Annotated in this window: 25 protein-coding genes; 13 read left to right on the forward strand and 12 right to left on the reverse strand. The window is 63.4% G+C overall.

The genetic code is table 11. The features are described 5' to 3' along the window. Window positions 1-29: 29 nt before the first annotated feature. From ABQM86_RS00790 to ABQM86_RS00800, 3 genes are all read right to left on the reverse strand, one after another. Complete coding sequence (locus ABQM86_RS00790) at window positions 30-851, reverse strand: ABC transporter ATP-binding protein (RefSeq protein WP_337340142.1); 822 nt, start codon at window positions 849-851, stop codon at window positions 30-32. Next, the gene (locus tag ABQM86_RS00795) at window positions 848-1966 is read right to left on the reverse strand and encodes an iron ABC transporter permease (protein WP_207595622.1); all 1119 of its coding nucleotides are present in this window, start codon (window positions 1964-1966) and stop codon (window positions 848-850) included. Before ABQM86_RS00795 ends, ABQM86_RS00790 begins: the two co-directional genes overlap by 4 nt. A gap of 112 nt (window positions 1967-2078) precedes the next feature. Continuing rightward, window positions 2079-2642 (reverse strand): hypothetical protein, encoded by a 564-nt coding sequence (locus ABQM86_RS00800; protein ID WP_280625343.1) that lies wholly within the window; start codon window positions 2640-2642, stop codon window positions 2079-2081. A 100-nt stretch (window positions 2643-2742) separates the two neighbouring features. Between ABQM86_RS00800 and ABQM86_RS00805 the strand changes: the two genes are divergently transcribed. Then, on the forward strand, window positions 2743-3126 hold the full coding sequence (locus tag ABQM86_RS00805; protein ID WP_369745711.1) for a VOC family protein: 384 nt from the start codon (window positions 2743-2745) through the stop codon (window positions 3124-3126). A 52-nt stretch (window positions 3127-3178) separates the two neighbouring features. On the opposite strand, the gene ABQM86_RS00810 is transcribed toward ABQM86_RS00805, so the two are convergent. Beyond that, window positions 3179-3628, reverse strand: coding sequence for a DUF5997 family protein (locus ABQM86_RS00810; protein WP_280625351.1), 450 nt, complete (start codon window positions 3626-3628; stop codon window positions 3179-3181). A 33-nt stretch (window positions 3629-3661) separates the two neighbouring features. Between ABQM86_RS00810 and ABQM86_RS00815 the strand changes: the two genes are divergently transcribed. Beyond that, on the forward strand, window positions 3662-4387 hold the full coding sequence (locus ABQM86_RS00815) for a LysR family transcriptional regulator substrate-binding protein (protein ID WP_207595626.1): 726 nt from the start codon (window positions 3662-3664) through the stop codon (window positions 4385-4387). Here the strand turns inward: ABQM86_RS00815 and ABQM86_RS00820 are convergent, their stop codons facing one another. After that, complete coding sequence (locus ABQM86_RS00820; RefSeq protein ID WP_207595627.1) at window positions 4388-5086, reverse strand: GntR family transcriptional regulator; 699 nt, start codon at window positions 5084-5086, stop codon at window positions 4388-4390. A 109-nt stretch (window positions 5087-5195) separates the two neighbouring features. On the opposite strand from ABQM86_RS00820, the gene ABQM86_RS00825 reads away from it, so the two are divergent. From ABQM86_RS00825 to ABQM86_RS00840, 4 genes are read left to right on the forward strand one after another with little or no spacing between them, the layout of a single operon-like run. Further along, on the forward strand, window positions 5196-5954 hold the full coding sequence (locus tag ABQM86_RS00825; RefSeq protein WP_280625357.1) for a 5-oxoprolinase subunit PxpA: 759 nt from the start codon (window positions 5196-5198) through the stop codon (window positions 5952-5954). Between the two features lie 49 nt (window positions 5955-6003). After that, window positions 6004-7353, forward strand: a complete 1350-nt coding sequence (locus ABQM86_RS00830; RefSeq protein ID WP_280625360.1) for an MFS transporter — start codon at window positions 6004-6006, stop codon at window positions 7351-7353. A 6-nt stretch (window positions 7354-7359) separates the two neighbouring features. Continuing rightward, window positions 7360-9069, forward strand: a complete 1710-nt coding sequence (locus tag ABQM86_RS00835) for a 5-oxoprolinase/urea amidolyase family protein (protein ID WP_369745712.1) — start codon at window positions 7360-7362, stop codon at window positions 9067-9069. Between the two features lie 7 nt (window positions 9070-9076). Next, window positions 9077-10840 (forward strand): biotin carboxylase N-terminal domain-containing protein, encoded by a 1764-nt coding sequence (locus ABQM86_RS00840; RefSeq protein WP_369745713.1) that lies wholly within the window; start codon window positions 9077-9079, stop codon window positions 10838-10840. 5 nt (window positions 10841-10845) lie between these two features. Here ABQM86_RS00840 and ABQM86_RS00845 read toward each other — a convergent pair whose 3' ends face one another. Continuing rightward, on the reverse strand, window positions 10846-12099 hold the full coding sequence (locus ABQM86_RS00845) for a D-arabinono-1,4-lactone oxidase (protein ID WP_369745714.1): 1254 nt from the start codon (window positions 12097-12099) through the stop codon (window positions 10846-10848). A gap of 129 nt (window positions 12100-12228) precedes the next feature. Between ABQM86_RS00845 and ABQM86_RS00850 the strand changes: the two genes are divergently transcribed. Next, window positions 12229-13233, forward strand: coding sequence for a LacI family DNA-binding transcriptional regulator (locus tag ABQM86_RS00850; RefSeq protein ID WP_369745715.1), 1005 nt, complete (start codon window positions 12229-12231; stop codon window positions 13231-13233). 3 nt (window positions 13234-13236) lie between these two features. Here the strand turns inward: ABQM86_RS00850 and ABQM86_RS00855 are convergent, their stop codons facing one another. The 3 genes from ABQM86_RS00855 to ABQM86_RS00865 all read right to left on the reverse strand — a co-directional run bounded on the left by ABQM86_RS00855 (window position 13237) and on the right by ABQM86_RS00865 (window position 17018). Next, a complete protein-coding gene (locus tag ABQM86_RS00855; RefSeq protein WP_280625375.1) occupies window positions 13237-14232 on the reverse strand; it encodes a bile acid:sodium symporter family protein in 996 nt (331 codons plus the stop codon). 160 nt (window positions 14233-14392) lie between these two features. Further along, a complete protein-coding gene (locus ABQM86_RS00860) occupies window positions 14393-15889 on the reverse strand; it encodes a SulP family inorganic anion transporter (protein ID WP_369745716.1) in 1497 nt (498 codons plus the stop codon). Between the two features lie 22 nt (window positions 15890-15911). Continuing rightward, window positions 15912-17018: a GTP pyrophosphokinase family protein gene (locus ABQM86_RS00865; RefSeq protein ID WP_207595635.1), complete on the reverse strand. Its 1107-nt coding sequence runs from the start codon at window positions 17016-17018 to the stop codon at window positions 15912-15914. A gap of 110 nt (window positions 17019-17128) precedes the next feature. Here ABQM86_RS00865 and ABQM86_RS00870 point away from each other — a divergent pair, with 110 nt between their 5' ends. Beyond that, the gene (locus ABQM86_RS00870; protein ID WP_207595636.1) at window positions 17129-17950 is read left to right on the forward strand and encodes an alpha/beta hydrolase; all 822 of its coding nucleotides are present in this window, start codon (window positions 17129-17131) and stop codon (window positions 17948-17950) included. A 40-nt stretch (window positions 17951-17990) separates the two neighbouring features. Then, window positions 17991-18926 (forward strand): carbohydrate kinase, encoded by a 936-nt coding sequence (locus tag ABQM86_RS00875; protein WP_369745717.1) that lies wholly within the window; start codon window positions 17991-17993, stop codon window positions 18924-18926. A gap of 23 nt (window positions 18927-18949) precedes the next feature. Here ABQM86_RS00875 and ABQM86_RS00880 read toward each other — a convergent pair whose 3' ends face one another. Then, entirely contained in the window at window positions 18950-20011 is a 1062-nt protein-coding gene (locus tag ABQM86_RS00880) for a glutathione S-transferase family protein (protein WP_369745718.1), read from the reverse strand. 71 nt (window positions 20012-20082) lie between these two features. Between ABQM86_RS00880 and ABQM86_RS00885 the strand changes: the two genes are divergently transcribed. Both ABQM86_RS00885 and ABQM86_RS00890 read left to right on the forward strand, forming a co-directional pair. Continuing rightward, a complete protein-coding gene (locus tag ABQM86_RS00885) occupies window positions 20083-20892 on the forward strand; it encodes an HAD family hydrolase (RefSeq protein ID WP_207597412.1) in 810 nt (269 codons plus the stop codon). A 68-nt stretch (window positions 20893-20960) separates the two neighbouring features. After that, window positions 20961-21779: an isocitrate lyase/phosphoenolpyruvate mutase family protein gene (locus ABQM86_RS00890; RefSeq protein ID WP_369745719.1), complete on the forward strand. Its 819-nt coding sequence runs from the start codon at window positions 20961-20963 to the stop codon at window positions 21777-21779. 28 nt (window positions 21780-21807) lie between these two features. On the opposite strand, the gene ABQM86_RS00895 is transcribed toward ABQM86_RS00890, so the two are convergent. Next, complete coding sequence (locus tag ABQM86_RS00895) at window positions 21808-22722, reverse strand: NAD-dependent epimerase/dehydratase family protein (RefSeq protein ID WP_369745720.1); 915 nt, start codon at window positions 22720-22722, stop codon at window positions 21808-21810. An 89-nt stretch (window positions 22723-22811) separates the two neighbouring features. Here ABQM86_RS00895 and ABQM86_RS00900 point away from each other — a divergent pair, with 89 nt between their 5' ends. Further along, a complete protein-coding gene (locus tag ABQM86_RS00900) occupies window positions 22812-23084 on the forward strand; it encodes a hypothetical protein (protein WP_207595640.1) in 273 nt (90 codons plus the stop codon). Between the two features lie 13 nt (window positions 23085-23097). Beyond that, window positions 23098-23895, forward strand: coding sequence for a glycerophosphodiester phosphodiesterase (locus ABQM86_RS00905; RefSeq protein ID WP_369745721.1), 798 nt, complete (start codon window positions 23098-23100; stop codon window positions 23893-23895). Window positions 23896-23954: 59 nt separating this feature from the next. On the opposite strand, the gene ABQM86_RS00910 is transcribed toward ABQM86_RS00905, so the two are convergent. Next, complete coding sequence (locus ABQM86_RS00910) at window positions 23955-25796, reverse strand: glycoside hydrolase family 2 protein (protein ID WP_369746704.1); 1842 nt, start codon at window positions 25794-25796, stop codon at window positions 23955-23957. Window positions 25797-25898: the final 102 nt, after the last annotated feature.

A 25898-nucleotide genomic window follows, 5' to 3' on the forward strand; every position in this document is an offset into this window, starting at 1 on the left:
AGTTGGGTTGTATCGGGTGATGGGTACGTTCAATGGCGGGCGGCGGAGAAGTCCGCATCCTGGCTGGGTGGGGGCGTCTGTTCCGGCGTCTTCGCTGCAATGGCGATCAGCGCCCGCCCGGTCAAAGGATGCTCCAGCGTCCGGGATTCAACACCGAAGCAGCGGCGGACCAGTTGGGAGTCCAGCAGCGTTGACGGCGGACCGAAAGCCTGCAGCCGCCCGGACTGCAGCACTGCCACCTGGTCACAGAATTCAGCCGCCAGGTTCATGTCATGCAGGGCGGCCAGCACGGTCCTTCCCCGCGAAGTGACCAGATGCATGAGCTCCAGTTGGAAGGCGACATCGAGGTGGTTGGTAGGTTCGTCCAGGACCAGGACCGGTGCTTCCTGAACGAGTGCCCGCGCCAGGAGGACCCGCTGCTTTTCCCCGCCGGACAACCCCGCGAAGTAGCGGTCCGTCAGGGAGGAGGCTCCGACGTCGAGCATTGCTTGGTGGACGAGGTGGTGATCCCGGTCTGAATCCGCACCAAACCCGCGCTGATGCGGGGCGCGGCCCAGCATCACAACCTCGCGGGCCGTCATGGGAAAGTCCTGACTGGATTCCTGGGCCATCACGGCCACGCGGAGCGCGGCCTGCCGGGAGGTAAGGGCGCGGACATCCCGGCCGCCTATGGTGACGGTCCCCGAGGTGGGTTTGTTCACCCGGTACAGGGCACGCAAAAGAGTGGATTTGCCGCATCCGTTGGGCCCCAGAATGCCAACCACGGAGCCGCTGGGTGCAGTAAAAGTGACGTCGTGAACCACCGGAGTGCCGCCAAGGGCGATGCTGACGTTGAGGAATTCCACCTTCATCGTTTGATGCCACCCCGTACAGCGCCGTTGCCGCGCATGAGCCACAGGAAGAAGGGCGCTCCGACGGCAGCGGTGAGGATGCCCAAGGGAATCTCGGCCGGTTGCGCCACCGTGCGGGCCAGCAGGTCAGTGAGCATGAGGAAAAGGGCCCCGCCAAAGATGGTGACGGGCAGCATGCGGCGGTGATCGGAGCCCACCAGCATGCGCGCGGCGTGCGGCACCACCAAGCCAACAAATCCGATGCCGCCGCACACGGCAACCGTGGTGGCAGTCAGTAATGCCGTGGCCAGCAAGAGGGTCCGGCGCAGCGATTCCACGTTGACGCCCAGGGCCGTGGCCGTTTCGTCGCCGGCCAAGAAGGCGTTCAGCGCGCGGGATCGGAACATCGCGAAGACGCTGATGGCCACGAGTGCCACGCCCGGCAGCAGCAGTTGCGGATAGGTGGCTGCGGAAACGCTGCCCAACAGGAAAAACAGCACACTGTAGACGTTCTGGGCGTCGGTGGTGATGGTCAGGAAGTTGGTGATCGCGGAGAGGAGTGAGCCCAACGCCACGCCTGCCAGGATGAGCCGGGAGGGTGCAATCACGCCATCCTGTTTCGCGAGCAAGTACACCAGGGCCGTCGCCGCCGCAGCTCCCGCGAATGCCGACGCGTTCAAGCCCAGCCCGCCCACCGCCGTCGAGCCTGCCACGATGGCCAGAACGGCTCCCACTCCCGCCCCGGCTGAAACACCCAGAATGTAAGGCTCGGCGAGTGGGTTGCGGACGTTCGCCTGGAGCAGGGCTCCGGCCAGCGCGAGGCTGGCCCCGGCAATGCCGGCCAGGAGCGCCCGGGGGAGCCGGAAGCTCCACACGGCTTGGTCCTGGGACACGGTGAGCGAGCCGTCCGACATCCATGGCAGGCCAGGGATCAGGTGCCCGGCCATGATCCGCAGCGATTCCAAAAACGTTGTTTGCAGCGGCCCGGTGCTGCCCGAAACCACCAGAAGCACAACGATTCCGAGCACCAGCATTGGTGTCAGCAACCGTTCAAGCACTGACCTGCGTGGGCGGGCGGGGCCGGCTGATGGGGCGGGGCGGTTGCCGCTGACTGGGCGTTCGAGGTCAGCGGTCATGGAGGAGTCCAATCACGCCCTGACACTATCTTAAATGAGAATGATTCGCATATATGTGATTGCCGGGTTGGTACTCAGTGCCCGTGTTGTCGGGTGGGATTGCTGTTGAGTGTTACCTCGGCGCGGGCACTCCGGCAGCGGGGACCCCTGCAGCGCGCTCAGCTTCTTCGAGCGCCTCTGCGAGGCGTTCGACGGCGGCCCGGTAGTCAGTTCCAGCCGTCACCTTGCAGTATTCGGCCTCCCGCATGGCCCGGGTGAGCGCAGCAGTCTCCGCTGACCTCACGTCCGTCATGGCGGGGAAATCGATGGTGCGTGCGGGGTCCAGTTCATACCGGCTCCACTGCTCCAGGACGTACTCGTGGCGGGCGGCGTCGTCGGCAAAACCGGCACGACGGCGGGGCTCGGCGGCGTGGATCCGTTCCACTTTGCGGATGCTGACCAAGGTTGCTGCCGCCGTGGCGAGGCCGATGGAAATCATGATGAGCCCTGCCGGCGGCCATTGCACCGCGGGGACCAAGATGGCGGGCGCCACCACGACGAGCCCGCCGAACACGTCCCAAAAAAGCCCGTCCGGCTCCGCGCCGCGGCCGTAGGTCAGTTTCCTGTGCAGGACATACGTGGTTGCTGCGGTTGCGAGAACCAGAGCAACACCCCACAGGAGCATCATGGCGGGCATCGGACCACCTCCAGGCGAATTCGCTGCTTTGCCTTCAGTATGCGGCAGTGCCCGCGTTGGCGCGAGGGGTCATGTTGCCCCGGGGCGTAGCCTAGGCAACATGAGACTGAAAATGTGCAGCATCCACGTCAAAGACCCGGCAGCAGCCCATGCTTTCTACACGGAGACGCTGGGTTTCGAGACCTTGATGGCCATGCCCGAGTACAACCTCTTCATCATCAAGGATCCCGGAGCGGACAACAGCACGTCGCCTGGCCTGCTGCTGGAACCCAGCGACAACCCCATCGCCTCCAATTACATGAACGCCCTGCACGAGTCCGGGCTGGCGGCCATTACGTTCGGGGTGCCTGATGTCCAGGCCGAGTACGAGCGCTTGCTGGCTGCCGGTGTGACCTTCCAAGGCGAGCCCACCGAGGATCCCTCAGGCGTCAGTGCGGTTTTCGACGACGGGTGCGGCAACTTCATTCAGCTTCACCAAGACTGAGCTTAAACAGCTGTGGCCGGGACCATTGGTCCCGGCCACAGCTCAGACAGACTTAAGCGTGGTCGCGCTTGGAGGTCTTCGGGGCGTCGCGCTTTGCGGCGGCGTTGTCCCGGGCTTCCTTGGTGGCGGCCTTCTTGGCGGCTTCGTCCTTGACCCGCTGGGCTTCGGAGCGGACGGCAGCGTGGGTGGCGCGCTCGGTGACCAGCCACTGCGGCGGAGCCTGCAGCAGCTCGGTGATTTCCGCCGTCGTGAGCGCATCTTCAACGCCGCCGCGGGCGAGGCCGCTGATGGAGACGTTCAACTTCTGCGCGACGACCGGGCGGGGGTGCGGGCCGTTCCGGCGAAGTTCGGCGAGCCATTCCGGGGGATTGGCCTGGAGTTCGGCGAATTCGTCACGGGTGATGGACGAATCCTGGAACTCTTGGGGTGTAGCGGGCAGGTAGATGCCGAGTTTCTTGGCAACTGTTGCCGGCTTCATGGACTGGGAGTTCGAGGACGTCATGCTTCAAGGGTATCTGGCCGGTACTGTGAGTGTGTGCCAGACGCTGAAGATTCCGCCGAAACAACCGGGCCCCTTGCCGGCCTCCGCTTCGCCTACGTTGCGGGTGTGACCCCTGGGAAATGGATCCGACGGTGGGAAGAGCGCATGCCCAACTTTCCGTTGCACTCGTTCATGTCCGACGACGACGCCCAGGTTTCGGTGTTGCATGACGGTTCCGCTGACCTGAGCTTCGTTCGGTTGCCCGTGGACCGTGAAGGCCTGAACGTCATCCCTCTTTATGAAGAGCAGCCAGTGGTGGTCGCTCCCAAGGGGCACGAGATCTCCGTGTTCGAAGAGGTGGCACTTGAAGATCTTTCCGACGAGAACTTCCTCGACATCGAGGAAATGGGCGGGCCGGACATGGCCCTCCAGGTTGTCGCGTCCGGTGCTGGGCTGGCGATCCTGCCAATGTCAGTTGCACGGCACTTGAACGCCAAGGACACCGTTATGCGCCGCCTGACCGGCGCTCCCGGGACGCAGATCGGCCTGGCTTGGCTGGTTGGAACCGACAGTCCCGTGATCGAGGAGTTCATTGGAATTGTGCGTGGGCGGACCGCGCAGAGTTCACGCCAACCCTCGGCCCAGCAGGAGAAGCCCAAGAAGGAACCCAAGCCCGACCGCCGCGGGGGAGGCCCCAGGAAGCCTGCAGTCGCGCAGCGTTACGCCCCGAATCCTGACAAGGGCCGGGGCAAAGGTTCGCGCAAGAAGGGCAAGCGCTAGCTACGCGCCGTGAATTGCGGTCTGTTGCTGCTCTGAACGGTTGAGATAGGCCAGAAGAAGGTCGCCGGCCCGTTCCAGCTCTCCAGCCTCCAGCGCTGAACAGATGCGCTCGTTTTCTGTGAGCCAGTCGCTGTAGAAGTGCGCATTCAGGGTGGCCTTGTGGAAGTAAAGGCGCATCTCGGCCAGAATCTGGGCCATGATCGTGTTCAGCCGGTTGCTCTCGGCGAGGGCAACAATCGCGCCGTGGAAATGCTGGTTGGCACTTCCCAAGCCTTCGTTGTCCCCGGCTGCCGCGGCCCGCTTACCCTCGTCGACGGCGGCCCTGACGGCGGCGATGCGTTCCGGTGAACCGCCCGCCCGGATGGAACTGACCTCAATCGCACGGCGAACCGTGTAAACGTCGTGAATGTCGCCTGCTTCAAGGGTGGCAACAAAAACGCCCTTATTGGGCTGGCGGAGGAGCAGCCGTTCACCGGCCAGCTCAGCGAATGCTTCGCGGACCGTGTTCCGGGAGACGCCCAGATCCTCGGCAATGGTGGCTTCGGTCAGCTTGGCCCCCGGGACCAGGAAACCTTCGGCCAGCTGGTAGCGCAGCTCTTCGGCGACTCTTTCGGCAACGGAAGGAACTCTCATGCGGACCCGGGCCCGCGCGCTGACAAGGCCAGCGGTTCCGTCTTTTTCCTGATCTGCACTGGCCATGACACCAAAATTACACGATTGCCCAAAACTGGGATCGCTGGATTGTTGAACAATCCAACAGATTGAGGCATTCTAGATGTAACGCACATCACGAGGCAGGGATCACATCATGGCAATCATCGATATGAACAGCGACGTCGGAGAGTCTTTCGGGCGCTGGACACTCGGCGATGACGCAGCCATGTTCGAGTCGGTCTCCAGTGCAAACGTTGCCTGTGGATTCCACGCTGGGGACCCCAGCGTCATCCGCAGCACCTGCGAAAAGGCGGCGAAGGCCGGCGTCGTCATCGGCGCCCATGTTGGCTACCGCGACCTCGCTGGATTCGGTCGCCGCTTCATGGACATCCACCCCAGGGAACTGGCGGATGATGTGGTGTACCAGATTGGTGCCCTCCAGGCTCTGGCGGCCACCGCCGGTGCACGCGTCCAGTACGTGAAGCCCCATGGTGGCCTCTACAACGCGATCGTGAAGCACACGGCCCAGGCCCGTGCCGTCGTCGAAGCTGTGAAATCGGTGGACCCCAACCTCCCGATTCTCGGCCTCCCGGGCTCCGAAGTCCTGCGTCTCGCCGAAGAAGCAGGCCTTCGAGGCGTCGCCGAGGCTTTTGCCGACCGTGCCTACAACCCGGATGGAACACTGGTTTCCCGCTCACAGGCGGGCGCCGTTCTCCATGATCCGGCTGAAGTGGCAGAGCACGTCCTTCGCATGGCCACCGAACAATCCGTCAAGACCATTGATGGTTCCATCCTGAAAATCCGCGCAGAAAGCATTTGCGTGCATGGTGACTCGCCGGGGGCCGTTGCAATGGCCACCGCAGTGAAGTCCGCTTTGGGCGAGGCCGGCGTCACCGTCGGCTCGTTCCTCTAATCCGTTCCATTCAGGCCCAGCACTACATCCCTCACCCCCGGAGGAAACCATGACCAGCACCAACAAGGCAGCCAAGGCCGTGACAAGGAAGCCACCGGCCGGCGCCATCAAGGCGTACGTCGCCAGCCTCACCGGCACCTCGCTTGAGTACTACGACTTCGCCATCTACTCGGTGGCTTCGGCCCTCGTGTTCCCCAAGATCTTCTTCCCCGGCAATGACGAATTTGTCGCGTTGCTGCTCTCGTTCTCGGCCTTCGCAGTTGGCTACCTGGCCCGACCCATTGGCGGCGTCATCTTCGGCCGACTGGGCGACAAGATCGGCCGCAAGTATGTCCTGGTCTTCACGCTCGTCCTGATCGGTGTCGCAACTGTCCTGATCGGCGCTTTGCCCGACTACTCGGTGATTGGCGTCGCGGCTCCCACCATTCTCGTCCTGCTGCGCCTGGCGCAGGGCATTGGCGTTGGCGGCGAATGGGGCGGGGCTGTACTGCTCTCCAGCGAATTCGGCGATCCCAATAAGCGGGGTTTCTGGTCTTCCGCAGCACAGATCGGCCCGCCTGCCGGTAACCTCATGGCCAATGGTGTCCTTGCCATCCTGGCCGCCTCGCTGAGCGAAGAGGCCTTCCTCTCCTGGGGCTGGCGCGTAGCCTTCCTTGCCTCCGCGTTGCTGGTGGTGTTCGGCCTGGTCATCCGACTCAAGCTCGAAGAAACTCCGGTGTTCAAGGCCATCCAAGCCCACGGTGATCGTCCCAAGGCTCCTATCAAGGAAGTCTTCACCACGCAGCCCAAGGCACTGGTAGCCGCAGCCCTGTCCCGAGTTTGCCCTGACATCCTTTACGCGCTGTTCACGGTGTTCGTCGCCGTTTACGCCACCAAGGAACTGGGCATGACAACGGGCAACGTCCTGTCCGCCATCCTGATCGGCTCCGCCTTCCAGCTCTTCCTGATCCCGTTGGCCGGCGCGTTGACGGACCGCTTCAACCGACGCTGGGTTTACGGCATCGCTGCAGCTGCGACCGCAGCCTATATCCCGCTGTTCTTCCTGATGATCCAAGGCAAGTCAGTAGCCATGCTGACCGTCGGTACGGTCATCGGCCTGGCCCTGCACGCCTTCATGTACGGACCTCAGGCGGCCTTCATCACCGAACAGTTCCCGGCCCGTCTCCGTTACGCCGGCAGCTCGCTGGCGTACACCTTGGCCGGTGTGATCGGCGGGGCCGTTGCACCCATCATCTTCACCGCTCTCTACGGAGCAGCAGGTGGCGGCTGGTACCTGATCGCTGTGTACATCCTCGTCGCTTCTGTTGTGACGATCGTTGGCATGCTCCTCGGTCGCGACCCCAAACCGGAAGAAGACGTCCGTTTGATGCAGGGGACGCACGCTCAGCCGGCGTCGTAGCGAAAAATGGAAACCGTGATGCACACAGCCACCGCAAAAAGGGTTCGTTCTGTCAGGCCTGTCGGTACCCGTGCCGTGCTGGCTGAACTGGATGGGCTGCAGGACGTATTGGCCCTGCAGGACATGCTCAACAAGTCCCCGCTGCAGGGACAAGTGGACGTTCTTGCCGCCGCCGAGACTGTCATGGTGGTGGGCGAGTCCGCAGCGGCCACCCGCGCCATCGGCACCCGGTTGCTTGAGCTGGAAATCACGGCTCCGGAAGTCACCGACTCCGGGCTGGTGGTCATCGAGACCGTATACGACGGCGACGACCTCGCCGACGTCGCGGAGCTCACCGGCCTGAGCGTGGACGGCGTCATAGCCGCCCATACCGGCCAGATCTGGACCGTTGCCTTCGCAGGCTTCGCACCAGGTTTCGGCTACATGGTGGGCGAGAATGAAGCACTCACGGTTCCCCGCCGCTCTTCCCCGAGGACAGCTGTCCCCGCTGGATCTGTAGCCCTTGGTGGCCAATACTCGGCCGTTTATCCCCGCAGTTCACCAGGCGGTTGGCAGCTGATAGGCCGGACCGGGGCGCGGATGTGGGACCTTGACCGTGCACAGCCTGCCTTGGTCCGCCCCGGTGACCGTGTGCATTACAAGGCCGTCCGCGAGGTTGTGACAGCCGGCGCACACTCGGCAGGGGATACCTCAGCCGGAGACTCCCAGGCCGGCGGCTCCGACAAGGAGCGCCACACTGAGTCCGGTCTTCGGATACTGAATCCAGGGGCGCTGAGCCTTGTCCAGGACCTCGGCCGCCGGGGCTTCGGTCCGCTGGGAGTGTCTGCTGCCGGGGCTTTGGACCGGGCATCGCTGCGCCGCGCCAACCGGCTGGTGGGGAACGCTTCGTCGGCTGCGGCCATTGAAAGCGTCAACGGCGGCCTCACGGTGGAAGCAATCGGCGACCAAGTGATTGCCGTGGCGGGTGCGCCGACGACGCTGACCATCGAGTCGCCGTCGTGGGTTGATTCTGAAGGATCCGATGACGACGGCTACGTCCAGCCCGGCTCTCAGCGGACCGTCCCCATGGCCGCGCCCTTCGCACTGCTCGACGGCGAAGTGCTCACCGTGGGGGCTCCCAAGTCGGGATTCCGAAACTATGTGGCGATCCGTGGCGGCGTTGATGCCCCTGAGGTTCTGGGCAGCCGGTCCGCTGACACGATGTCCGGGATTGGTCCTGCGCCTTTGGCAGTTGGCCAGGAGCTTCCGGCTGGTGAAGACACCGCATCCACAGCCGTGGGAAGCCCAGAGCTCCAACCGGATTTCCCCGGCCTCCCCGGCCATGGCGTCACGGTACTTGACGTCGTTCCCGGACCACGTGACGACTGGTTCGACCAGGAAGCGCTTGATTCCCTCTGCGGCCAGGACTGGCTGGTCACGCCGCAGTCCAACCGCGTGGGCATGCGCCTGGACGGAACCCCGTTGCGGCGCACCCGTGAGGGCGAGCTCCCCAGCGAGGGCACCATGGCCGGCGCCCTGCAGATTCCACCCGCGGGGCTGCCCGTCCTCTTCCTGGCGGACCACCCCATCACAGGCGGCTATCCGGTGATTGGCGTGGTGCGTGACGAACACCTCGACCTCGCTGCGCAGGTTCCCATCGGCGGACGGATCCGGTTCCGCCTCGTTCCGGATGCGCCGGACTTCACCACGACGTTTACCAAGACCCCAGAGAATTGAGTATTTGATGCGCAAGGTCCTGATCGCGAACCGCGGCGAAATCGCAGTCCGCGTCGCCCGAGCCTGCGACGACGCCGGCATCCAGTCAGTCGCCGTCTATGCAGACATCGACGCAGATGCCATGCACGTTGGTGCTGCCGACGAAGCCTACAGCCTGCGCGGCAACTCGCCGGCTGATACCTACCTGAACATTGGGAAGCTACTGCATGTTGCCGAGGAATCCGGCGCTGACGCCGTCCATCCCGGTTACGGTTTCCTGTCCGAGAACGCTGACTTTGCACAAGCAGTGCTCGACGCCGGACTCAAGTGGATCGGCCCGTCGCCGGAGTCGATTCGCCAGCTGGGCAACAAGATCACGGCGCGCGATATCGCCGTCCGCGCCGGTGCACCTTTGGTGGCCGGCAGCGACGGCCCGGTGTCGTCTGCGGCAGAGGCCCGCGCTTTCGCCGAGGAACACGGACTCCCCCTTGCGATCAAGGCGGCCTTCGGCGGCGGTGGCCGCGGCCTGAAAGTGGTTCGTGAGCTCGCCGAAGTAGAGGAAGCCTTCGACTCCGCAGTGCGTGAAGCAGTGGCTGCATTCGGTCGCGGCGAGTGCTTCGTGGAGCAGTACCTCGACCGGCCCCGGCACGTGGAGGCGCAGGTCATCGCAGACATCCACGGCAACGTGGTGGTGGTGGGAACCCGCGACTGCTCCCTGCAGCGACGCCACCAGAAACTCGTGGAAGAAGCCCCGGCCCCTTTCCTGAGCGACGAACAGCGAAAGCAAATCTACGAGGGCTCCAAGGCCATTGTCCGCGAAGCAGGCTACTACGGTGCCGGGACAGTGGAATTCCTGGTCTCAGCTGACGGGGCCGTGGCTTTCCTGGAGGTCAACACGCGCCTTCAGGTCGAGCACCCCATTACGGAAGAGACTGCGGGGATTGACCTTGTCCAGGAGCAATTCCGCATTGCTGCCGGTCTGCCGCTGAGCATCACGGAGGACCCCATTGCCCGTGGACACTCCTTCGAGTTCCGCATCAACGCAGAGGATGTCGGGCGCGGGTTCCTCCCCTCGCCGGGCACCGTTGCGTTGTTCGAAGCACCGACGGGACCCGGCATCCGAATGGATACCGGTGTCCGGTCCGGTTCCTTCGTGGCGCCCCAGTTCGACTCCCTGCTGGCCAAGTTGATCGTGAGCGGAGCTGATCGCCAGCAGGCACTCCGCCGCGCACGCCGGGCCCTTGCCGAAATCAACATCACCGGCCTCCCCACCGTTCTGCCGTTCCACCGCGCGGTTCTGGAATCCGAAGACTTCACGTCCATTGCCGGAATGCGGGTCCACACCCGATGGATCGAAACCGACTTCGCGGACCAGATCCCGGTGGATCCCGAGTACAACGTGGTGGCCCCGGAAGGTGCGCGCAGAACCATCACCATCGATGTGGACGGAAGACGCCTCGCCGTGGGATTACCGGCGGACCTGCTGGACGGCTGGGCCCGATCAGGGCAAGGCCTTCCTGCCGCGCCAGACGTGACGGGTTTGCCGGGTTCTGCCGCCGGTGCCGTGGACTCTCAAGCCGAATCCGCGCTCGTCTCCAGCATGGCCGGCACAGTAGTGAAGTGGCTGGTGGAACCCGGTGAAGAAGTCGCCGCGGGTGACCCCTTGGTGGTCCTAGAAGCCATGAAGATGGAAACCCAAGTTCCCGCCCACCGGACTGGAACGCTCTCCGAGGTCCTGTCCGCACCGGGCGGAGTTGTCACCGCCGGCGCCGTGCTGGCCCACATCCAGTAGCTCCGCTAGGCGTGTGCCGCCGCTGATATGCCCAGCACGCTGTCCAGCAAGCTGTTGCGGAACTTACCTGTGGGGTCGTTCGCCTGAACCAAGGCGCGGAAGTCTTCGAACCGCGGGTAGAGCGCGGCAAAGTCGTACTGCCCGGGTGTGAAGAGTTTGCCCCAGTGCGGGCGTGCGCCGAACGGACGCAGAGCTTCCTCAAGCTCCGGGAGCACTGCTTCCACGTCAGACTGGAGGGGCTTCCACGTGAAGTGCAGCGCCACACTTTGCTGCTGATAGAACGGGCTGAGCCAGAACTCGTCAGCGGCAATGGTGCGGATTTCCGAGATGAACAGGAGCGGCGCCAGCTTGCCTGCAAGCGCGCGGACTGCCTGCAAGGCAGCAGGCGCCTGGTCCAGCGGCAGAAGGAACTCGCTCTGCAGCTCCTCACCGTTGCTCGGTGTGAATTCGTGGCGGAAATGCGGCAAGCGGTCCAGCCATTTTCCAGCGACATCCAGCTGCTCGGTGCAGTTTTCGGCCGACATGTCCGGCAGGGGGTGCATGGCCGCGGTCGCCGCTGTTGCTCCAAAGAGGTCCGGCAGGGGAGCCTCGGAGTCGAGTGCTTTGAACCAGACCTGCGGGATGGTGTCTCCGGTGTAATCCGTGAAGAAGCTGACGCTGTAGGCGCTGGATGCGATGGCCTGGAAGTTCGCCAAGGCACCATCCCACGACAACCCGGTGAGCACACGCTGCCGGACCTCGTAGCTCGGGCGGACTGCCAGCTCAAGTCCCGTGACGATGCCAAGGGCTCCCACGCCCACCACACTGGCGGGGAATTCGTCGTCGTCCGCTGTCAGTGTCACCAGCTCGCCGGAGGCGCGCACCAGGTCAACACCCACGACGGCGGCAGCCAGCGAGGGGTTGTTGACCCCACTACCGTGCGTGCCGGTTTGGATGGCGCCGGCGACGGAGATGTGGGGGAGCGAAGCAAGATTGTGGATGGCGTAGCCCTGCTCCTCGAGCGCGCGACCCAGGGCGCCGTAGCTGATGCCGCCGCTGACCTTGACCGTGCCCTTCGCGACGTCCAGCAAAACTTCCTGGGGGAGGGCGTCGAGGAGGATGTGGGTCCCGTCCGTGTCGGCCACTGTGTTGAAGGAGTGCCTGGAGCCGAGGGCCTTGATCTTGGTTGCGTTCGCCACGAGCTCCTGCAGTTCAGCCACCGAGGTGGGGCGGTGGACTTCCGCGGAGGAGTATTCGAGGTTTCCTGCCCAGTTCTTCATTGAAGGATCTTCCCATCTGGCGTTATACGGACGTCCATAAATTGTTAACGTTCACAACTAATTGAGTCAAGGGGTGTCCAGCCCTTGCCGATAGAGTTCAAGAAACCCGCTGTCTACCAGGAGCTGCACGTGAGCCAGGGATCCAAGCCCACCATCCGGGACGTTGCGAAGGCGGCTGACGTATCGCTGACCACTGTGTCCTACGTGCTTTCCGGCCGTCACGGCGGGACAACGCGGATCAGCCAGCCCACACAGGACCGGGTGTTGGCGGCCGTGAAGGAGCTCGGTTACGTGCCCAATCAGGCCGCGCGAGGCATGCGTCGGGGGAAGACGGACGTGGTGGCGGTGGCTATCGGCAACCTCGATTGGCCATGGGACCGCGCTCTCGCCACGGCGGCGGCCCGGATCCTCCCGGAGCGTGGGTACCAACCGGTGATCCTGCTGGGCGACGATTGGCGGAAGTTCATGATGTCCGGGGGCGCCGATGGTGTCATCATCGGCTACTTCCCCGAGGCCAAGGCAGACGACGAAACCGTCACCGAACTGGCTCGCCGCGGCGTCGCCCAAGTAGTGATCTCCGGAACCATGAAGCCCGCCGGGTTTGATGTCCTGGCCCCCGAATCCGATGAAGGGCTCGCGGAGTGCATGGAATTCCTCACCGGATCCCACCGCAGAATCGCGTGCATCCGCAGGGCAGACCCAGCTGGACGGCCCAAGAGCCGCTTTGCCGCCTATGCTGCCGGGTTGGAGAAGGCTCGCATACCCCTGGATGAGTCCTTGGTCAGGACGTCGCAGCACCACCCTGCCACCGCGTATCGGTCAGCGGTGGAACTACTCCAACTGCCGGACAGGCCCACGGCCATCTTCTGCACGGACGACATGGAAGCGCTGCAAGCCATCCGTGCCGCGTACCGCCTGGGCCTGCGGGTCCCTGAGGATATCCAGATTGTTGGCGTAGGAAACTCCACTGAGGGCCAGGAGTACGACCCGGCCCTGACCACTGTTGGTCCGGACCCTATTTTTGAGCAGGTGGTCAGGATGTTACTTGATCGCTTGGCGGGTGTGACGCCAGCGGAGGGAATCCGGATTGCTTCGCCATGGAAGTTGCACCATCGAGGCACCACGCAGCCCTAGGAGCTAGTCCTTCAGTGGGCGGCGCGCCAGCCAGGCAGCCACAATTGCCCCCGAGATGTTGTGCCACACCGAGAACACGGCCGACGGCAGTGCGGCCAAGGGGCTGAAATGCGCTGTGGCCAGTGTGGCGGCCAGGCCGGAGTTCTGCATGCCAACCTCAAACGCGAGGGCGCGGCGTGCCTTGTCGTCCAGCCTGCCGACCTTGCCCGCGAGGTAACCCAAGCCCAGACCGAAACCGTTGTGGAGAACGACGGCCAGGAAAACGATCGCGCCTGCAGCCACGATCTTGCTGGCACTTCCCGCAACGACAATGGCTACGATCAGCGAAATCACGACGGCGGACGCCCACGGCAGTGCGGGAAGAACCTTTGCGACGAGCTTCGAGAGGAAGAGGCGGGCCAACAGGCCTGCGATGACCGGCAGCAGCACCGTCTTCACGATGTCCATCACCATGGCGCCCGCTTCGATGTGCAGGAAAGATCCGGCCAGGAAAAGTGTCAGGGCAGGGGTCACGATGGGCGCGATCAGCGTGGAAACCGAGGCGACGGCTACAGAAAGGGCAACATCGCCCTTGGCCAGGAACGCCATGACGTTCGAAGCGGTACCCGAAGGTGCGCAACCCACCAGGATCAGCCCGACGGCCAGTTCCGGCGGCAACTGCAGAAGGACGGCGATGAGCCATCCGGCGCCGGGCATGATCACGTAGTGCGCCACAATGCCAAGGGCAACGGCCCATGGACGCCGGGCCACCGAGGCAAAGTCCGGCGGGGTGAGCGTGAGCCCCATGCAGAACATGATGACGCCCAGCAGGTAGGGAACCGCGACGCCCATCGGTTTGAACAGATCCGGAACCAGGAAGCCGAGGACTCCCGCTGCAACCACCAGGAGTGGGAACACGGTGACAGCGATGCGCGCAATCTTGGCTTCAGCCGCAAGGGCGGCGTTGACGGGCGCAACGGCTTGTTCGGTGGTCGACGGGGTATTGGTTGCCTCAAGCATTCATCCATGCTCACACTCGGCGCCCAACCCGAACTACTTCGTTACATCCACGCAGGGGTATATGTCAGACAACCGCTGTTTCGCACCCAACTAGGTGACAGTAAACGCACAACTGAGCCCTTATTAGGACGTGTGCTGTTACCTAGTTGGGAGGGGCGGATCAGGAGTTGAGCTTCCCGGCCAATCTTTCGCGCATGCGGACGCTGGCCTCGTTGAGCCCGATAAACTCCACCTCGCGCCCGTGATTCCGGTACTTTTCGGTCACGGAATCCAGCACGGCAACAGTGGACGCATCCCAAATGTGGGAGCCGTGCAGATCGATGATCACACGATCTATGCCTTCTGAGGAATCTTTTGCATAGTCGAACTGCGTGTACAGATCATTGGACGACGCAAAGAACAGCTCGCCGTCCACGGTGTACGTGGCAACAACTTCGCCGTTGAGCTCGAGTTCCGTCCGCTCCACCGTTGCGAAATGAGCCACCCGCCGCGCGAACAGCACCATGGCAGTCAAAACGCCGACGCCGACACCCACCGCGAGGTTGTGGGTCGCCACGACAGCGGCAACAGTTATCAGCATGACGGCGGTCTCCGACTTGGGCAGCCGCTTCAGGGTTGAGGGCTGGATGGAGTGCCAGTCGAAGGTGATCAGGGAAACGAAGATCATTACGGCAACCAGCGCGGCCATGGGGATCATGCCCACGACGTCGCCGAGGACCACTACGAGCACCAACAGGAAGACACCGGCCAGGAACGTCGAGAGCCGGCTCCGGGCGCCGGAGCCCTTGACGTTGATCATGGTCTGCCCGATCACCGCACAGCCACCCAGGCCCCCAAGGAACCCGGTGACGATGTTCGCCGCACCTTGTCCCCAGGAGACGCGGGTTTTGTTGGACCGGGTGTCCGTGATGTCGTCAACCAGCTTGGCGGTCATCAGCGATTCGAGCAGGCCCACCAATGCCATGGACAGCGCGAAGGGTGCAATGATCTGGAACGTCTCCAGGTTCAGGGGAACGTTGGGGAGGAAGAAGCCGGGCAGGCTGTCCGGGAGTTCACCCTTATCGCTGACAGTCGGAACATCGATGCCACCCAGTACGGTGACCAAGGTGATGGCAACAATAGCCACCAAGGGAGCCGGAATGGCAGTTGTCAGGCGGGGCAGTCCGAACACAATGACCAGGCCAACGACGACAATCGGGTAGACCATCCACGGCACGTTGAAGAGCTCTGGCATCTGGGACATAAACACCAAGATGGCCAGCGCGTTCACGAAGCCGATCATCACGGACCGAGGGATGAACCGCATCAACTTGGTCACGCCGAGCACCGCCAGGATGATCTGGAAGACGCCGGCCAGGATGATGGTGGCAATCAGGTAGTCGAGCCCGTGTTCCTTCATGACGGGAGCGATCACCAATGCCACCGCGCCAGTGGCAGCGGAAATCATGGCAGGACGGCCGCCCACCAGCGCGGTGACCACGCCCATGGTGAACGATGCGAACAAGCCAATACGAGGATCCACACCGGCGATCACCGAGAACGCGATGGCTTCCGGGATTAAGGCCAGAGCCACCACAAGTCCCGCGAGGGACTCCGTCAGCAGCCGGCGGGGCGAGCGAAAAGTCGCCCGCAATGACATGAGTTGCTCCGGAGTCATGGGTCCTTACAGGGCAGGTTTCTTACAGTGCAGTCTGGCGGTAGCGCTCAATCTGCTTAAGACGCCGCTGGAGGCTGTCGCGCCGCGGGTGCGGAACGGCGTCGGGCGCCTCAGCAGTGAGATCAATGTGTTCAGTTCCGTACTGCCACAACAAGAGGTCATCCAGGAGGCGGTCGGGGCCGGGTGAATAGCGATGGTCCAGGGCCTTGCGGACCTCGGTGATCCGGTTGGCACTGAGAAGCCCGGCCAGCTCCACGGTCTTGGTGAGCCCGTGGGCGGCGAGCAGTTCGGCAGCCCATCCCCAGTCGTCATCAACTTTACGGTCAACGTGCGGCAGGAGCGTACGCCAGACGTCCCGGACCCGGTTGGGGGTCAGCGGCGAGCCGCCCTCACCCTCCAGGTCCCAGTAGCCCCGGACTTCCTCGTACCGCTCGTGAAGATCGGCGAAGGCGCTCTCCACTGTTTCCAACATGGCAGCTGTGGCAGTGAACTGGCGGTCAAAGTGGGGCGTCCACGCACGCGGGTCTTCGGCCTTGAACCGGATGTCGTGCTCGATCTCGCTCCAGGCGTGGGCAAAAACGGTGCGGATCTGGCATTCGAAGAAGTAGCTGCCGTTGGCAGGCATGTCCGGATTGAAGACGTGCTGGTATTCCTTCACGGCCTCGTTCTGGATGGTCCGCAGAATGAGGTGGCGGCTGGAGTATCCGTAGGTTCCCGACTCGATGGAGCCGATGTCCTTTTCACGGTCTCCGCGGCAATCGAAGAGCTGCCGCTGCCGCTTGATGATGTTGGCCACGGCGGCGTTCTCGGCCGGTAGCTTGGTGATGACACGGATGCCCACCATGTCATTCAACGTGCGGAAGGGATCCGGAAACTTCAACAACCGGGGGCCACCCGGCTCCAAGGGATCATCGGTGCGGGAGATCTTTTCCCGAAAGGACTCCACTGTTTTAGTCCGTCCTGTGACAAACAACGGAGTGACCTCGGCGTCATTCAGCATGTCCCTCAAGGTGAGCAGGACATCACGCGTGACCCGCTTCAGGGCAGGGCGGACACGCTCATAGAGCGCCACGTTTGCTTCCACTGCGTCGCGCTGATCCTGGTCCAGGCTGTCCCAATTGCTTGCCATGCCCCCAGCTTACGGGGCGGGTCCGACACTGAACCGAGCCACTCGCCGTCGGGGTGCCTCTAGCCAAACTAGTGAATCGTCACGATAGGCTCAGTACAAAGGAGGGCGCAATGTTGCGGCACAAGTACAGCTACGGCGAACACCCCAGCCAATGGGGCGAACTCTTCATACCTGAACCGTCCAACGGAAACCATCGCGGCGCGCCTGCGCTGGCCGGTGGGATCGCCGTTGTGATCCACGGCGGTTACTGGCGGTCCCAGTACGGCGCGGAGCTTGGCGAGCCCCTTGCGCGGGACCTCGCAGCGCACGGCATCACCGCCTGGAACCTCGAGTATCGGCGGGCCGGCAACGGCGGTGGTTGGCCCCACACTTTCGAGGACATCCTGGCCGGCATCGACCACTTGGCCACCATCGCCGGTGATCACAATCTCCAGCTCGGCAAAGTGGTCGCGTTGGGTCACTCGGCCGGCGGCCATTTGGCGGTCTGGGCTGCTGGACGGCAGCGGCTCTCGGACATCGGAACGCCTGACGCCGACCGCCAACTCCAGCGCAGCCCGGAGGACAATGCCGTGCACCTGACTGGCGTCGTCAGCCAGTCCGGCCTCCTGAACCTCGCGGCCGCGGAGAAGCTGAACCTCAGCAACGGAGCCGTCTGCAACCTCATGGGCGGGGATTCCCATAGATTCCCCAAACGGCATAAGTACGCGGACCCCATGAGTTCGCTGCCGCTGGATGTTCCGGTATATGCCGTCCATGCCACGGACGATGAGGACGTTCCCGCCAGCCAGTCCGAGGCCTACGTTGCTGCAGCCACGGCGGCAGGAAGCGCCGCCCAGTTGCTCCGGGTTCCCGGTGACCACTTCGATCTGATCGACCCCAAAGCCGTCGCCTACAAGAAGTGCCGCGAACTGGTCCAACGACTGCTCTCGTAAACTCTACGTCGCAGGGGCTTGCCTCTGGCAGAGTTGTCCCATGCTGACAGTCATTGGTGAAGCTCTTGTTGATGTGGTCCAACGCTCGTCCGGAATCGAGGCGCACGTTGGCGGCAGTCCGCTCAACGTAGCCGTCGGTCTGGCGCGCCTTGACCACCCGGTGCAGTTCATCGGGCGCTATGGCCGGGACGCCTATGGTGACTCCGTGGCGGCCCACCTCCGCTCAAGCTCCGTAATGGTGCCGCTTCCGCCGGACGAGAAGCCCACCAGCGTGGCCACTGCCACAATCGACGACGACGGCGCCGCCACCTACGTCTTTGACCTCGCCTGGGAATTGCCCGGACTCGCCGCAAGGTTGCCGCTGATGCTGCAGGGCGCCACCTTGCTGCACACAGGTTCCATAGCCACCGCACTGGAGCCCGGCGCCGCAGAGGTGCTTGCCGCCGTCGAACATGCCCACCCGGGCAGCACCATCAGCTTCGATCCCAACTGCCGTCCGAGCATCATTACGGACGTTGATTACGCGCGGACGCAAGCCGAACGCTTCGTGGCGCTGTCCGACGTCGTCAAGGCCTCCGACGAGGACCTTGAGTGGCTGTACCCCGGCATCGATCCAACGGAATCCGCGCGCCGCTGGCTGAGGTTGGGAGGCGCAGGAGGTCCGGCCCTGGTTGTGGTGACACGTGGTTCTCGAGGTCCGTGGGGCATCACCAGGGCAGGCGAGACCCAGATTCCCGCACCAGCTGTGAACGTGGTGGACACTGTGGGCGCGGGGGATTCGTTCATGGCGGGGTTGTTGTCCGCCATTGTTGACCATGGGCTGGATGGCGCCCAGAATCGTGACGCCTTAAGGGCCATGCCGGCTGAGACCTTGGCAGCCATCATGGATCACGCAACACGGGCGGCCGCCGTGACGGTGTCGCGGGCAGGCGCGAATCCGCCCACGCGGGCTGAGCTCAACTACGGAGTGGCGTAACCACGGGCCGAAAGCGTAGGGGTCTAGCTGGCCCCGTGACCGGCGGCCACTTCCTCGCCGGCCTTCACTGGTCCCGGCGGGGTGCCTTCCCCGAACGGACTTCCTCCCAGGGATTCCCGTCCGTGCGGACTCAGCCAACCGGATAGATCCGGTCCAGCAGGAACGATCTGCGTGGGATTAATGTCCTCGTGGACGATGTAGTAGTGCTGTTTGATCTGCACGAAGTCGATGGTGTCCCCAAACCCAGGCGTCTGGAACAGGTCCCGGGCGTAGCCCCACAATGCCGGCATTTCGCTGAGTTTGTTGCGGTTGCACTTGAAATGACCGTGATAGACGGCATCGAAGCGCGCCAAGGTGGTGAACAGCCGGACGTCGGCCTCAGTGATAGTGTCACCCACGAGGTATCGCTGGCCGGCCAGCCGTTCCTCAAGCCAGTCCAAAGCGTTCCAGAGACGGGTGTACGCCGCATCGTAGGCTTCCTGTGATCCGGCGAAGCCGCACCTGTAGACCCCGTTGTTGACCTCGGTGAAAACTCTCTTGTTGACGGCGTCGATTTCCTCGCGCAGGTGCTCCGGATACAGCTGCGGCGCGCCCGGACGGTGGAACTCCGTCCACTCCGTGGAGAAGTCCAGCGTGATCTGGGGGAAGTTGTTGGTGACCACTTGGCCGCTGGGGACGTCCACCAAAGCCGGAACTGTGATGCCTCGGGGGTAGTCCGGAAAGCGCCGGAAGAATGCCTCCTGCAAGCGTTCGATGCCGAGTACCGGGTCCTTGCCGTCCGGATCCAGATCGAAGGTCCAGGATCGGGCGTCGTGCGTGGGACCGGGTTGGCCAAGGCTGATGACGTCCTCAAGTCCCAAGAGCCTGCGGACGATCACGGTGCGGTTGGCCCACGGACAGGCCCGGGCGGCGATCAACCGGTAGCGTCCCGGCTCCACGGGCCAGCCGGGCTCGCCGTTGGGTCCGGTGGCGCCGTCACGGGTGATCCGGTCCTCGATGTAGTTGGTATCGCGGTTGAACTCACTGCCAGTGACGTACGCGCCGCGGGTGCTGTGTTCGTCGACTTCGCTGGTCTTCTCACTCATGGCTTCAGCCTAAGCCGGGCTCACCGAACCGCGCGACCTTGTGGGCCGTTGTGCCCACGTAGACTGGCATGATGCGGCTCGTAGCAAGCGATATTGACGGCACCATCCTCGGTCACGACGGCAAAATCAGCGACCGGACCATCAAGGCATTCCAGGCGTGCCGCGACGCAGGGGTGGAACTCGTCTTCGTCACGGGTCGTCCGCCACGCTGGCTGTACCCGCTCCAGGAGCAGCTTGGCCATAGCGGAATCGTGATCTGTTCCAATGGGGCGGTGGTGTGGGACCTGGAAACCGAGAAAGCACTCTCTTCGTGTGCCCTGGACGCCGACTCCGTTTTTGAGGCCCGTCGGATCATCAAGTCGCTCAGGCCTGACGCGCTCTTCGCCGTTGAGACCCTCACAGGTTTCCAACTGGAGCCGGGCTTCATCGAGAACGAAACCAGCGAGCTTCTCGCCGAATTCACCCCGAAACCGCTGGCTGAGACGCTCACGGCGGATGACGCCGTCGTGAAGTTCCTGGCTATTACCCGGAAAGGCACGCCGGACGAATTCCTCGCCGAAGTTCAGCCTGCCGTCGCCCACCTGGTGAGCACCACCCACTCGGCACCTCGAACCGCGATGCTGGAGATGTCAGTGCCCGGCATCAACAAGGCCGTCACGCTCGCCAAGTACGCCGAGTCCCTGGGGATAGAAGCTGCTGATGTAGTGGCGTTCGGAGACATGCCCAATGACATCGAGATGCTCCGCTGGGCCGGTCACGGTTACGCCATGGCCAGCGGACACCCGGAGGCCATCCTCGCCGCCGGACAGCAGGCACCGCACTTCGACGACGACGGCGTGGCCCAGATTCTCGAGGCAAAGCTGACGGAGCAGCGGGTCTAGTTTGTTCGTGCCCTGGTGATGTCCGATTTCCGCCGGACGTCCACTGTGATGGCTGGTGGAATGGACTCATGAATCCGGAACAGAATAAAACCGCAGCCCACTTCAGATCCCTCCACACCAGCCAAAAGCCCTTGGCACTCAGCAACGCCTGGGACGTCGCCAGCGCCGTCATCACGGAGGCAGCGGGAGCGCCAGCTATAGCGACCACCAGCGCCGGAGTTGCCTGGTCCTTGGGTATGCCCGACGGCGACCGGCTGGACAGGGAGCGTGCTGTGGCAGTTATCGCCAGCATCGTGGACGCCGTCAACGTGCCCGTCACGGCGGACATCGAGGGTGGTTATTCGGAAACGCTGGAAGGAATCGCGAGGACGGTCGCCGATATTCTTGAGGCCGGTGCCGTGGGGATCAACATGGAAGATGGTTCCCGGGACCCGGAAGAATTCTGCGCGAGGATCTCAGCCGCACGGGATGCCGCACGTCAGGCGGGCAAGGACTTGTTCATCAATGCGCGCACCGATGTGTTCCTTGCCGGCGCCGGCACCGTCCAGCAGCAAATTGCCGAGGTCCTGGCCAGAGCCGAAAAGTATGTTGAAGCAGGCGCCGACGGCATCTTCGTTCCCGGAGCATCAGATGCAGACACCGTTGCCGCGTTGACCGCTGGGATTTCCATCCCCGTCAACGTGATGGTGGGGGCAGGATCGCTGAGCGTCAGCGAACTCGGAAGGCTTGGCGTCTCCCGAGTCAGCCTCGGCTCGAGCGTAGCCCAAGCCGCCTATGCCGTAGCCCAGCGTGCCGCGGAAGAGCTGAACACCGAGGGCACTTACAACGCAGTGGGCGAAGCCATCGACTACGGTTCCCTCAACGGGCTGTTCGCCAGCTCGAAGTAGTCCCCAGGCCAGCAAGAAGCCTTGCGCTTCACGGGTGTCGCACGCCCTTGCCGGCCAGCAGCGCGCGATAGCCCTCTTCGAACGTGGGGAAGGTGAATTCGAAGCCTGTCGCCCGAAGCCGTGCGTTGCTGCAGCGCTTGTCACCGGGGCCGGCGTCGGAGGCGTCGCCGGGTGCCGCCGTCGGGGGTTCCGGGCATCCCATCTCCGAGGCGAGGAACCGCATGACGTCGCCCATTTCCGCCGCGAGATCATCGACGCCGACGTAGACGGAATCCGGGGCGGCTTCCATGGTGGTGAGGTGGACGATCATCGCGGCGGCGTCGTCCCTGTGGACGCGGTTGGTGTGCCGGGGGAGGGCGGGAATGACGGCCTTGCCACTGCGGACCTGGTCGATCAGCCGGGTGCGACCCGGTCCGTAAATACCGCCGAGCCGCAGCGAAATGGGCTGGGTGAGGGTTCCGCGGGTCCGGGCGAACAGGAGCTTCTCTGCCTCCACCAGGACTTTGCCGCTGAATCGCGTGGGCTCGGTGGGGGTGGACTCGTCCACCACAGCCCCGCCGGAGTCTTTGTACACAGCCGTGGAGGAGACGAACAGGATGCGCCGCGGTTGAATGGACTGCCGTTCCAGGGCGTCCAGGACGTTCTTCACTCCGCTCACGTAGGCAGCGCGGTAGGCCTCTTCGGTGGACGCGTCGGCAGCGATGGCCACCACCGCAATATCCACGTCTGACGGCAGTTCCGGCAGCTCGGTGGAGAGGTCCGCGTACACGCCGCGGATTTCGGCAGGCAACTTCCCGGGGGACCGGCGCAATCCCACCACCTCATGGCCCGCAGCGGCGAAGCGGAGTCCGGCTTCGGTTCCAAGGTCGCCGCATCCGGCTATCAACACAGTCATGCCCCCAGTTTGCCAGTCCTGCGGTGTCACCCAGTTCCCAGCTTCCATACAACCGGCGTTCAACTTGGCTCCGTAGGCTTCCAGCCAAGGACCCGTTCGCACGGTGAAATCGTCTCGTTGAATGTGTAGGGGGAATCATGGCCAAGCGTCGGATCAACAACGTCAATACTGCGCCTTTGCGGCGGATCGAACCGGACCATCACTGGCGCTCGCTGCGCCAGGGCGATCGGGTCAGCGTCACTCTGACGCCGGGTTACGAATCGTCCGGGGTGGTGGACGCCGTCACCGGCGATGCCACCGCGGTGTGGGTGGAGCTCGACGGCGGTCGCGGCCGGACGCTGGTGCACGTCAGCGACGGCGTGGCGATCGTTCCGCAAAGGACGACGGCGGCACTCCCGCAGGAGTCCTAGCCGCACCTTGGCGATGGGCTACGCTACGGGTGTGACGCTGCCCTATTTCCTCCGCAAGGATGGTTCAGTGGGCCCTCTGGCCTTCGCCCACCGGGGATTCTCCTTGGACGGTCTGGAGAATTCCCTGGCAGCATTCCGGGCTGCGGTGGATCTGGGTACGATGCACCTCGAGACAGACGTCCACACCACGTCCGACGGCGTGCTGTTGGTTTTCCATGACTCGTCCTTGGACAGGGTGACTGATTCCGCAGGGAAAGTGTCCGAGCTGACGGCGGCCGAAGTAGCTCTGGCGAGGATCGGCGGGGTGGAACCAGTGCCAACCTTCGATGAACTCGTCTCTTCGCTGCCCGGTGCCCGGCTGAACCTGGACGTCAAGGACTGGAACTCCGTGAGCCCGATGGCTGCGGCCATTGAGAAGCACCGCATCCATGACAGGGTTCTGGTCACCAGCTTCTCGGATAGGCGACGCCGTGCAGTCCTTTCCAAGCTTTCCCGCCGAGTGGCGTCCTCGGCAGGCAGCTCCCTGACAGCGCTCTTCGTCCTCCTTGGGCCCATACTTCCGGCGCCTCTGGCACTCAAGCTGCTCTCCGACGTCGACGTCTTCCAGGTTCCTGTCCGCTATGGATGGTTGCCGGTGGTGACGCCCGGATTTGTACGCCGCGCCCATCGACTTGGCAGGCAGGTGCATGTGTGGACCGTCAACGATCCCGTAGAGATGGAGCGTCTGCTGGACCTTGGCGTGGACGGCATCGTGTCCGACCGGCTCGACCTCCTCAAGAAAGTTCTGGTGCGCCGGGGCGAATGGGTCTGATAGAGCGTCCCAGGTGGGGACGCTCTATCACTTCCCTCGGGTTTGGTGGGGGCGCTCTTTCACTTCCCTCGGGTTTCGATCGCTGCAGGCCGGATTTGGCTCGCACGGATCCTGGCGAGGTCGAACTTGTTGCTGCGGTCGAAGTTGAAGATGCCGTTTTTCTCCTGGAAGACGTCCGTCAGTTGGGTGTAGCAGTACCCGAACATGTCCGGGTTCTCCAGCAGGACTGAGCACAGACCGTCGAACCGGGCGTAGAACTCCTCCTCTGAGCCGACCCGCTGGCCGTAGCCCCACGAGGAGGCGACGTCGCTTCCGTCCACAGCCTGTCGGGCCTCAACTTCGTTCCACCAGATCCCTCCGAATTCCGAGACGAAGTAGGGCTGCCCGGCATACGGCACTGAGTAGTCCTGGCCGTCCGCTGTGCGGTTGATGAACGGTTTGCCGTCCGCAAGGCCTTGTTGTTCCAGGCGGAAGCGGTCCGGATCCTGCTCATAGGAGTGGGAATCGTAGATGTCCGTTTCCCGGATGCGGTGGGAGTAGCCGGAGGCGTCGATGACCGGGCGTGTGGGATCAGCAAGCTTGGTAGCCAGGAACATGGCTTCGGTGACATCATCCAGCACAGTCGGGCGGTCATGCATCACTTGGTGTGTCTCGTTCAGCGGGCACCAACCAATGATGGAAGGGTGATTGAAGTCGCGCTTAAGCACTTCCAGCCATTGCGCCACGAAGCTCGCTGTGGGCTTTTGGTTGTGCCCCACAGTTCCTCCGCCGGAGACACCCCAGTCGCCGAACTCGCCCCACACCAGATAGCCGAGCCGGTCAGCGTGGTAGAGGAAGCGTTCCTCGAAGACTTTCTCGTGGAGCCGGGCGCCGTTGAAACCAGCTGCCATGGACAGTTCGATGTCCTTGATCAAGGCTGCGTCATCCGGAGAGGTCATCAGCGATTCGGGCCAGTAGCCCTGATCCAGAATGAGGCGTTGGAAGACTGCTTTGCCGTTGATGCGAACAACCTTTCCGTCCAAGGCAACGGAGCGCACTGCTGCGTAGCTGCTGACGTGGTCAACAGTATTGCCGGCGGAGTCCATCACGCTGACCTCAAGGTCATACAGGAAGGGATCTTCAATGGACCAAGGGCGCAGGGACTCGCTGGGGATTTCCAGCCGAAGGGAGGGCGTAAGGTCCAGATCGGCTTTGACCGTAGCTTCAACCCGCATGTCACCCTTGTCGCTGAGTACCGCGGTGATGGTGTGCCCGTTCCGGTTCTGGCTGACAGGCACCTCAAGTGTGATGCTGGAGTCCGCCAGGTTGGGGGTCATTTGGAGGCGCTTGATATGGACCTCAGGGACTGCTTCCATCCACACGGTCTGCCAGATTCCGGTCGTCCTGGTGTACTGGCAGTGGGTGTTGTTGTACCACGTGGCTTGCTTGCCGCGGGCCTGCATTTCGTGCCGGGAATCCCTGGCCCGCACCACAATTACTGCGTCCGTACCAGGCTCGGCCACTCCTCCAAGGTCTGCAGTGAAGGGAGTGAAGCCGCCGCGATGGCGGGCCACTTCGACGCCGTTCACCCACACCGTGGCGTCGTGATCCACAGCGCCGAAGTGAAGCAGGACGTTTTGACCTACCCATTCCTGCGGGATGGTCACCGTGCGCCGGTACCAGACTGCTTCCATGAAATCGACGTGCTCAATCCCCGACAGCTTGGATTCCGGCGCGAACGGCACCAGGATTTCGCTGTTGAATACGCGGGTGGTGAGACCGCGTTCCAAACCGGAGTCACCGGCGTCGATCTCAAATGCCCAGGTTCCATTGAGGTTCAGCCACTGCTCGCGGACCAGCTGCGGGCGGGGGTGTTCGGGCTTCGGGAGGGAGGGGATCACATCAGAGTACGTCAAGGCCAGTCCTTCGAGAGCGGGATGGGGGAGTCATTTCCAGTGAAGCGCATAGGGAGAGAATTTGCAACGTTAGAAACTCCAAGGGATGAGCTCAAGTGAAGCCCTGAG

The organism is Paenarthrobacter sp. AMU7, from assembly GCF_041200195.1.
Lineage (GTDB): Bacteria > Actinomycetota > Actinomycetes > Actinomycetales > Micrococcaceae > Arthrobacter.

Bases quoted from the DNA above. Each gene is read 5' to 3' on its own strand.
- ABQM86_RS00795 (WP_207595622.1), bottom strand. From the start codon at position 1,966: ATGACCGCTGACCTCGAACGCCCAGTCAGCGGCAACCGCCCCGCCCCA.
- ABQM86_RS00820 (WP_207595627.1), bottom strand. From the start codon at position 5,086: ATGGCCAGTGCAGATCAGGAAAAAGACGGAACCGCTGGCCTTGTCAGC.
- ABQM86_RS00790 (WP_337340142.1), bottom strand. From the start codon at position 851: ATGAAGGTGGAATTCCTCAACGTCAGCATCGCCCTTGGCGGCACTCCG.
- ABQM86_RS00900 (WP_207595640.1), top strand. From the start codon at position 22,812: ATGGCCAAGCGTCGGATCAACAACGTCAATACTGCGCCTTTGCGGCGG.
- ABQM86_RS00855 (WP_280625375.1), bottom strand. From the start codon at position 14,232: ATGCTTGAGGCAACCAATACCCCGTCGACCACCGAACAAGCCGTTGCG.
- ABQM86_RS00885 (WP_207597412.1), top strand. From the start codon at position 20,083: ATGCGGCTCGTAGCAAGCGATATTGACGGCACCATCCTCGGTCACGAC.
- ABQM86_RS00890 (WP_369745719.1), top strand. From the start codon at position 20,961: ATGAATCCGGAACAGAATAAAACCGCAGCCCACTTCAGATCCCTCCAC.
- ABQM86_RS00810 (WP_280625351.1), bottom strand. From the start codon at position 3,628: ATGACGTCCTCGAACTCCCAGTCCATGAAGCCGGCAACAGTTGCCAAG.
- ABQM86_RS00880 (WP_369745718.1), bottom strand. From the start codon at position 20,011: ATGAGTGAGAAGACCAGCGAAGTCGACGAACACAGCACCCGCGGCGCG.
- ABQM86_RS00905 (WP_369745721.1), top strand. From the start codon at position 23,098: ATGGGCTACGCTACGGGTGTGACGCTGCCCTATTTCCTCCGCAAGGAT.
- ABQM86_RS00895 (WP_369745720.1), bottom strand. From the start codon at position 22,722: ATGGAAGCTGGGAACTGGGTGACACCGCAGGACTGGCAAACTGGGGGC.
- ABQM86_RS00835 (WP_369745712.1), top strand. From the start codon at position 7,360: ATGGAAACCGTGATGCACACAGCCACCGCAAAAAGGGTTCGTTCTGTC.
- ABQM86_RS00825 (WP_280625357.1), top strand. From the start codon at position 5,196: ATGGCAATCATCGATATGAACAGCGACGTCGGAGAGTCTTTCGGGCGC.
- ABQM86_RS00875 (WP_369745717.1), top strand. From the start codon at position 17,991: ATGCTGACAGTCATTGGTGAAGCTCTTGTTGATGTGGTCCAACGCTCG.
- ABQM86_RS00860 (WP_369745716.1), bottom strand. From the start codon at position 15,889: ATGACTCCGGAGCAACTCATGTCATTGCGGGCGACTTTTCGCTCGCCC.
- ABQM86_RS00805 (WP_369745711.1), top strand. From the start codon at position 2,743: ATGAGACTGAAAATGTGCAGCATCCACGTCAAAGACCCGGCAGCAGCC.
- ABQM86_RS00840 (WP_369745713.1), top strand. From the start codon at position 9,077: ATGCGCAAGGTCCTGATCGCGAACCGCGGCGAAATCGCAGTCCGCGTC.
- ABQM86_RS00830 (WP_280625360.1), top strand. From the start codon at position 6,004: ATGACCAGCACCAACAAGGCAGCCAAGGCCGTGACAAGGAAGCCACCG.
- ABQM86_RS00865 (WP_207595635.1), bottom strand. From the start codon at position 17,018: ATGGCAAGCAATTGGGACAGCCTGGACCAGGATCAGCGCGACGCAGTG.
- ABQM86_RS00800 (WP_280625343.1), bottom strand. From the start codon at position 2,642: ATGCCCGCCATGATGCTCCTGTGGGGTGTTGCTCTGGTTCTCGCAACC.
- ABQM86_RS00845 (WP_369745714.1), bottom strand. From the start codon at position 12,099: ATGAAGAACTGGGCAGGAAACCTCGAATACTCCTCCGCGGAAGTCCAC.
- ABQM86_RS00870 (WP_207595636.1), top strand. From the start codon at position 17,129: ATGTTGCGGCACAAGTACAGCTACGGCGAACACCCCAGCCAATGGGGC.